This window comes from Acidisoma sp., from assembly GCF_035492295.1.
GTDB lineage: Bacteria > Pseudomonadota > Alphaproteobacteria > Acetobacterales > Acetobacteraceae > Acidisoma.
In genome coordinates this window covers 1-6,727 of record NZ_DATJJK010000117.1, presented here as the reverse complement: position 1 = coordinate 6,727, position 6,727 = coordinate 1, and the positions used below count along the sequence as shown (strand labels likewise).

The 6,727-nt window shown below is 63.8% G+C and carries 10 protein-coding genes; 4 read left to right on the top strand and 6 right to left on the bottom strand.

Features of this window, described 5'->3' with window-relative positions:
• Nucleotides 1–222 (top strand): phospholipase D-like domain-containing protein (locus VL752_RS08360; RefSeq protein WP_325354064.1); only part of this gene is annotated, 222 nt, incomplete at its 5' end.
• 61 nt (nt 223–283) lie between these two features.
• On the opposite strand, the gene VL752_RS08355 is transcribed toward VL752_RS08360, so the two are convergent.
• The 6 genes from VL752_RS08355 to uraD form a co-directional block, all read right to left on the bottom strand.
• Nucleotides 284–805 (bottom strand): F0F1 ATP synthase subunit B, encoded by a 522-nt coding sequence (locus VL752_RS08355; protein ID WP_325354062.1) that lies wholly within the window; start codon nt 803–805, stop codon nt 284–286.
• 15 nt (nt 806–820) lie between these two features.
• Nucleotides 821–1,414 (bottom strand): F0F1 ATP synthase subunit B, encoded by a 594-nt coding sequence (locus VL752_RS08350; RefSeq protein ID WP_325354060.1) that lies wholly within the window; start codon nt 1,412–1,414, stop codon nt 821–823.
• Between the two features lie 25 nt (nt 1,415–1,439).
• Nucleotides 1,440–1,673 (bottom strand): ATP synthase subunit C family protein, encoded by a 234-nt coding sequence (locus VL752_RS08345; RefSeq protein ID WP_325354058.1) that lies wholly within the window; start codon nt 1,671–1,673, stop codon nt 1,440–1,442.
• A 26-nt stretch (nt 1,674–1,699) separates the two neighbouring features.
• Entirely contained in the window at nt 1,700–2,452 is a 753-nt protein-coding gene (locus tag VL752_RS08340) for a F0F1 ATP synthase subunit A (RefSeq protein ID WP_325354056.1), read from the bottom strand.
• A gap of 21 nt (nt 2,453–2,473) precedes the next feature.
• A complete protein-coding gene (locus VL752_RS08335) occupies nt 2,474–2,779 on the bottom strand; it encodes an AtpZ/AtpI family protein (protein ID WP_325354054.1) in 306 nt (101 codons plus the stop codon).
• Between the two features lie 156 nt (nt 2,780–2,935).
• Nucleotides 2,936–3,829, bottom strand: coding sequence for a 2-oxo-4-hydroxy-4-carboxy-5-ureidoimidazoline decarboxylase (gene uraD, locus VL752_RS08330; protein WP_325354052.1), 894 nt, complete (start codon nt 3,827–3,829; stop codon nt 2,936–2,938).
• Between the two features lie 236 nt (nt 3,830–4,065).
• On the opposite strand from uraD, the gene VL752_RS08325 reads away from it, so the two are divergent.
• The 3 genes from VL752_RS08325 to VL752_RS08315 all read left to right on the top strand — a co-directional run.
• On the top strand, nt 4,066–5,169 hold the full coding sequence (locus VL752_RS08325) for a sugar ABC transporter substrate-binding protein (RefSeq protein ID WP_325354050.1): 1,104 nt from the start codon (nt 4,066–4,068) through the stop codon (nt 5,167–5,169).
• Nucleotides 5,170–5,255: 86 nt separating this feature from the next.
• The gene (locus tag VL752_RS08320) at nt 5,256–6,278 is read left to right on the top strand and encodes an ABC transporter permease (RefSeq protein WP_325354048.1); all 1,023 of its coding nucleotides are present in this window, start codon (nt 5,256–5,258) and stop codon (nt 6,276–6,278) included.
• The coding region (locus VL752_RS08315; RefSeq protein WP_325354046.1) for an ATP-binding cassette domain-containing protein at nt 6,275–6,727 on the top strand (453 nt) is incomplete at its 3' end. The genes VL752_RS08320 and VL752_RS08315, both read left to right, overlap by 4 nt.

Here is a 6,727-nt window from a genome sequence, read left to right as displayed (position 1 = left end):
GGCGAATGGTCGCTGATCGGCAGCAGCAACTGGGACATGCGAAGCTTCCGCCTCAACTTCGAACTCTGCATCGAGGCCTACGACAAGGGCTTGGCCAAGGTTCTCTCAGACCTCATCTCCGAGAATCAAGGCAATGCCCTGACCCTCGAAGAACTGGACGGACGGAGCCTGCTGATCCGCATGCGCGATGCGGGTGCCCGGCTGTTTCTCCCCTATCTCTGATCTCCAATGAAAAACCCGCGGCAAGCCGCGGGTTTTTCGGGATAGTTCAAGGGTGAGGTGGTCAGGCAGCGCGGCGGCTGAAGGCTGCCGGTACTTCCGCGATCGCATGATCGACCAATTTCGCATCTTCGGAGGCGGAGAAGCCTGCTCGGAGCGCCTCGGTCGTCGCGGCGATCGCAACCTCGATCGCGGTGCTGCGCACCTCGGCAATGGCCGATGCCTGGGCCGCGTCAATGCGTTCCTGCACCATGCGCTCCCGGGCGGCGGCACGCATTTCGGCTTCGGCGGCGAGTTCACGCGCCGTGCGGGCAGCCTCTTCCTTGGCGCGTTCCAGGATGTCCTTCGCCTCGGCAATCGCCTCGGCGCGCTTCTTCCGGGCATCCCGCAGCATGGCCTCTGCCTCAGCCTTGAGACGCGAGGCCTCGTCGAGCGACTGCCGCACGTTCACGGCCCGCTTGTCGAGAGCGGAGACAACCGGCGTCAGGATCTTGCGGCCGAAGAGACCGACGAAGATCAGCAGGGCGATGAAGACCCAGAAGGTCCCGTGGGACCAAGGGATCGACATCAGGGATTCATATTGCATCCTGAGGGTTCCTGCTTAGGCGAGGCCGCGGGTGGCGAGCGCGCCCTCGACCCCGCGGGTGAGCTGCGCGTCATCCACCGCGCTACCGGTGAGCCGCGCCATGAGAACCCCCGCCGTTTCCTTGGCAATCGGACGGATGGCCGTCATGGCCTGAGCGCGGGCGGCGGCAATCTCCGCCTCCGCCTCTGCGAGCTGGGCATCGAGCCGGGTTGCAAGCTCGGCCGCCTGCCTCGCCGCCTGTGCCTTGGCCGCCTCCGTCGCGCGGTTGACTTCGGCATTGGCCTCGTCGCGCGCGGACCGGATGGCCTCGTGCAATTCGGCGACTGCAGCGTCTGCCTCGACCTTGGAGGCATGAGCCGCATCCAGGTCGCCCTGGATGCGCTGCGCACGGTCGGCCAGGATTCCGCCGACGCCCGGCAGCGCCCAGCGCGACAGGATCAGGTAAAGGACGACCAGCAGGATGACCAGCCACACCACCTGGCTGCCGTTCAGCGGATTGCTGAAATCCATCTGCGGCATGTTCGACTCGGCATGCGCGGTGCCGGCCCAGGCGAGCCCCACGAGCATGGCCCCGCAGCTCAGCGAAGCAGTGGCAAAAAGGCGGTGCATGGTCAGCTTCGTCGTCCGTCTCTGATCAGGTGAAGAGAATGACGAGCGCGATGACCAGCGCATAGAGCGCGACCGCTTCCGTCAGCGCGAAGCCGAGGAGAACGTCGCGGAACATGCGATCACGCGCAGCCGGGTTGCGGCCGACGGCGGAGACGAAGCTGCCGAAGAGATTGCCGATACCCACGCCGGCACCCGCGACGCCGATGGTAGCGAGACCCGCACCGATGTCCTTGGCGAGAAGCGGAGCAGTGATATCCATAACCCTATGTCCTTTCAGGATTTAACTCAGTGCATATGCACGGCGTCGTGCAGATACAGGCAGGTGAGGATCGCGAACACATAGGCTTGCAGGCAAGCCACCAGGAGTTCGAGACCAAACAGCGCGATGTTGAGCCCGAGCGGAATGATCGAGGCGACGACACCGAAGACGCCGAGGCCGGCGGTCAGCAGGATCATGAAGCCCGCGAAGACTTCGAGCATCACGTGACCGGCGGTCATGTTGGCGAAAAGTCGAACCGAGAGGGACACCGGGCGCGAGAGATAGGAAATGATCTCGATCGGCACCAGCATCGGCAACATCCAGCCGGGAACCCCGTCGGGCACGAAGAACTTCAGGAAGCGGAAGCCGTGGACGTAGAAGCCCACCGCCGTCGAAAAGAGGAAAACGAAGAGCGCCATGGTGAGTGTCACCACGATGCCGCTGGTATAGGCGAAGAAATACGGGAACAGCCCCAGCAGGTTGCCGAGCAGGATGAAGATGAAGATCGTGAAAACGAGGGGGAAGAATTTCCGGCCCTCCTCCCCGATCGTATCGAGACACATTCCATGCACGAATTCGTAGAGCGTCTCGACCAGTGACTGCATGCGGCCGGGGACGATGGCGCGCCGGCGCAGCGCGACCGCGAAGAGAACGGTGACGATGGCGATCGACACCAGCATCATCTCGTTGGAATTGGTGAAATTGACTGCCTGGCCGATCGGGCCAAGGCCCGAGGTCAGCCGAAATTGGCCTAGCGCGTCAATCGAAGGACCAGCCATGAACGTTTCCCAGTAGCCAGACTAGCGGTTGCTTCCCGGGCCGACGGCCCGAAAAACGTTACGTAACCCCGCCGCCGCACCCAGAGGCACGAAGGCGATCATAAAGATCGGTCGCGTGTGGAAGAGCCGGTCGAGACCCCAACCGATCACCACGGCGATGACGAGCGCCGCCACGACCTCCACGCCGAGACGCATCGCGAGACGAATGGCATTCGCATCCGCGACCTTCGCGCCCTTTTCCTTGCGGATGGGGCGGTCGAGCCCGGCACTGCCACGCGCCTCGGCCAAGCGTTCCTCGAAAGATTTCTCCTCGCGGCCGTCGCTCATCCTGTGCCCCTAACCATCGACAGGCCCGCGCAAACTCCTGCCGGCCCGGGGCAGACGTCTGCTACCGACCACCCCCCTTGGTGTCAAGAAAGCAACGTCATCTTAAGGCAGGTTCTTTCGCGCGTCCGCACAATAGCGTCGCCCCAAAATCGCCCCCTAGCCGCCACGATAGGTGCTGTAGCCGAAGGGGGAGAGGATCAGCGGGATGTGATAATGACCGCCCTCTGCCGAGACGCGGAAGCGGATCGAGATATCTTCGTAAAATCTTTCTGCCCCGAAACGGTTCTGATAGGCGCCGGCGGCAAAGCAAAGCTCATAGAGGCCGGGGACGAGCGGCACGGCCGCACCCAGCGACCACCGTCCCTCGGCATTCGTCTCCCCGGCCGCCAGCGGCGCGGACCGAGCGCCGTCCTGCACGCGGTGAAAGGTGAAAGCGAGGCCAGTGCCGGGCCCACCCCGCGCCGTATCCAGCACGTGGAGGCTGAGGCTGAGCGGCTTCGCGCCGCCCTCATCGTTCTCGATCAACGCCTCCACCCGGAATCCCGCGATTTTCACGACCTCCTCAAGCGCCGTGGCGCGCTCGGCCTCCGCATCGGAGGCGATTCGGCCGCGGAGCGCGGCCAGGATCGCCGCCCGGTCGCGCTGCCCTTTCACGGCGATGATGAAGGGAAACCCGAACCGTTCCAGGTAGTCCTCGTTCAGCGCCGCGAATTCCCGCTCCTCACCGCCCCCCATGCGGTCGAGACCATGGCCGGCCTGTTCGGCCGCCGATTCGGCGGTCACCTGTCCCGCGCGGGCGGCAGCGCCACCCAGCACGGGGTGGGCCCGCAGAAGGGCCAGTTTGTCCGCATCGTCGGCCTGCGCCAGAACCCGTTCCATCGCAGCCAGCAGCGCGGCCCGCGAGGTGAAGGGACGCTGCGCCTCGATACGATCCATGACCCAGGGCGTGCTCTCAAAAACGCCCGAGAAATGATCCCGGAAAGCGGCGGAAGACAGTGCATTGGCCGCCGCGAGCGACAGTTTTCCACGGCGTTCGGAGCCAGGCATCATTTGTCTTCTTTCGTATCTTTTGTCGATATATCATCGTTTTAGGAATTTTTCGGTAGAAAGCGCAGGAAGGCGCTTTCCCCATAGGTCAGACCATTGACACTGCAAAAGGCCCTGTTCCAGATAGGGGCGCGCGCGCCGGTCCGGCGCGAGTGTGCCGCGGACCAAGCCTCGACACCACAATAACGATCATCGGGCCGCCCGGCACCCTGGGTGAGACCCGTTTTGGGGAGCCTTCCATGACTGAAGAAAAAGACCGCGAAGCGGTTACGGCCGTCGATATGGCTAATCCCTCCACCGCGGCCCTGCGTCGCCGCGGCCTGCTGACCGGTGCGACTGCCGGCGCCGCCGCCACCATGCTCGCCGGCCTCGCGACCCAAGCGCGCGCCGCGAGCACGGCCTTCCCGGAACATCCGCGGTGGAAGTTCGTCTTCGTCAATCATGTGACGACGAACCCCTTCTTCGTGCCGACCCAGTATGGCATCGCCGATGCCTGCAAAATTCTCGGCTGCAGCTATCAGTGGACCGGCTCGGAAACCAGCGACGCCGGGCAGATGGTCAATGCCTTCAACGCCGCGATTGCCGGCAAGGCCGATGCCATCGCCTCCTGCCTCGTCGACCCCAAAGCGTTCAACGGCCCGACCGACAAGGCGCTCGCCGCCGGCATCCCGGTCTTCGCCTATAACGCGGACGTACCGCCCGGCAGCGACAACAAGCGTCTCGCTTATATCGGCCAGGATCTGTACAAGGCTGGCTATGCGATGGGCGAGCACATTGCGAACCTCGTCGATTCCGGCAAGGTCGTTATCTTCATCGCGACCCCGGGCCAGCTGAACATTCAGCCCCGCCTCGACGGCGCCAAGGCGGCAATCGCCAAGTCCGGCAAGTCCATCACGGTCGATTCGATCGCGACGGGCGCCACCCTGAACGAAGAAATCGGCAAGGTTCAGGCCTATTATCTCGGCCACCAGGACGTGAAGGGCATGTTCGCGGTCGACGGCGGCTCCACCCAGGGCGTGGCCCAGGCGATGAAGCAGTACGGCCTGACCAAGAAGGGTGTGCATGGCGGCGGCTTCGACCTGCTGCCGAAGACCCTCGAGATCATCAATGAGGGTTTCTGCGACTTCACGATCGACCAGCAGCCCTATCTCCAGGGCTTCTACACGGTCATGGAGATGTTCATGTTCAAGGTCTCCGGTGGCCTCGTCGGGCCGGCCGACATCAATACCGGCCTTAAGTTCGTGACGAAGGAAAGCGTCGGTCCCTATCTCAAGACGAAGACCCGCTACGAGGGCAATTCGGGCGCCCCGCAAGTTGTCCCGCATAGCGGCCCGATCGGTTAACGAGGCTCAGGCTCTTCCCGGCGGGCGGCGTTTCGGCGCGCCCGCCGGCTCCTCCTGCGCCCCTTGTCAGTGACTGGAACAACCCCGTGAGCGCACATACCCAGAAACCAGCGCAGACCGATGCAGGCACGGCTAGCCGCCCGCATATCGGCACCCGCAGCCTCCACGGTTTCCTCAAGATTCGTGAAGCGAGCATTCTCGTCGTCGCGATTCTTCTCATCATCTATTTCGAGAGTTCGAACAGCAACTTCGTCACTCGACCGAACCTGCAGACCCTGTCTCAGTTCGTCGCGGCTCCCGTGATCATCGCCTGCGGCGAAATCATGCTGCTGATCTGCGGCGAGATCGATCTCTCGGCCGGCATGACCTTCGCGCTCGCGCCCTTCCTCATGTATTTCGCCCATGATGCCGGGATTCCGCTGATCATCGCCTTCCCGCTCGCCCTCGTCGGCATCGGGCTGATCGGCCTCTTCAACGGCTTCGTCTCCGTCAAACTGCGCGTGCCGTCCTTCGTGACGACACTCGGCACAATGTTTCTGATCAACGGCTTTACGCTGACGATCTCCCGCGGCTTCCCAGTGGACACGCCGACCGATGGTCTCTTCACCGTCCTCATGGGCAATGAAGGCTTCGCCGAGATCATCTGGGCAGTCATCGTCGTGCTGGTGATGCACGGCATGCTGCGCAACACGCGCTGGGGCCTGCACACCACGGCGGTCGGCGGCAACCTGATCGGCTCGGCTGAATCCGGCATCAACGTCACCAGGATCAAGATGGGCAACTTCGTCCTGACCGCCGTCCTGGCAGGCCTTGCAGGTATCCTGGAAGCCTCGCGCATCGGCTCGACGGACCCGCTGGCGGGCGGCGCCAATATGATGTTCCTCGCCGTTGCGGCCGCGGTCATCGGTGGCACTTCGCTCATGGGCGGCTCGGGCACCATCATCGGCGGCCTGTTCGGCGGCCTCGTGCTGGGCGTGCTTCAGGACGGTTTCACGATCAACGGCATCAATGCCTTCACCTTCAACATCATCATCGGCGCCGCGATCCTGATCGCGATGGTGTTCAACATCCACTTCGCACGGCTGCGCATGACGGGGAGGCGGAAATGAGCCAGGTTCAAGTCGCGGACACCACGGCGCCGGTGGGCATGCCCGGCGGCGAAGCCCTGCGGGCGGAGAACATCGTCAAGCGCTTCGGCGCGGTGACGGCGCTCAACGGCGTGTCGCTCCATCTCAAGCGCGGCGAGATGCTCGGCATTCTCGGCGACAACGGGGCCGGCAAGTCCACGCTCATCAAGATCCTGACCGGATACCAGGCGCCAACCAGCGGGAAGCTGACGATCAATGGGCAGGAAGTCGCCCTGAAATCCGTCGACCATGCCCGCGCACTCGGCATCGAATGCGTCTATCAGGATCTTGCCCTCGTTCCCGGCCTCTCGATCTACCACAACATGTTCCTGAACCGGGAACCGCTGCGCGCGGGGCCCTTCCGCCTGCTCGACAACCGGTCGATGCGCCGCCGGGCGGCCGAGGCGCTCGAGGATATCGGGGTCAACATC

Coding starts and splice junctions, on each gene's coding strand:
- VL752_RS08335 (WP_325354054.1), bottom strand. CDS start 2,779: ATGAGCGACGGCCGCGAGGAGAAATCTTTCGAGGAACGCTTGGCCGAG.
- VL752_RS08345 (WP_325354058.1), bottom strand. CDS start 1,673: ATGGATATCACTGCTCCGCTTCTCGCCAAGGACATCGGTGCGGGTCTC.
- VL752_RS08340 (WP_325354056.1), bottom strand. CDS start 2,452: ATGGCTGGTCCTTCGATTGACGCGCTAGGCCAATTTCGGCTGACCTCG.
- VL752_RS08325 (WP_325354050.1), top strand. CDS start 4,066: ATGACTGAAGAAAAAGACCGCGAAGCGGTTACGGCCGTCGATATGGCT.
- VL752_RS08355 (WP_325354062.1), bottom strand. CDS start 805: ATGCAATATGAATCCCTGATGTCGATCCCTTGGTCCCACGGGACCTTC.
- VL752_RS08350 (WP_325354060.1), bottom strand. CDS start 1,414: ATGCACCGCCTTTTTGCCACTGCTTCGCTGAGCTGCGGGGCCATGCTC.
- uraD (WP_325354052.1), bottom strand. CDS start 3,829: ATGATGCCTGGCTCCGAACGCCGTGGAAAACTGTCGCTCGCGGCGGCC.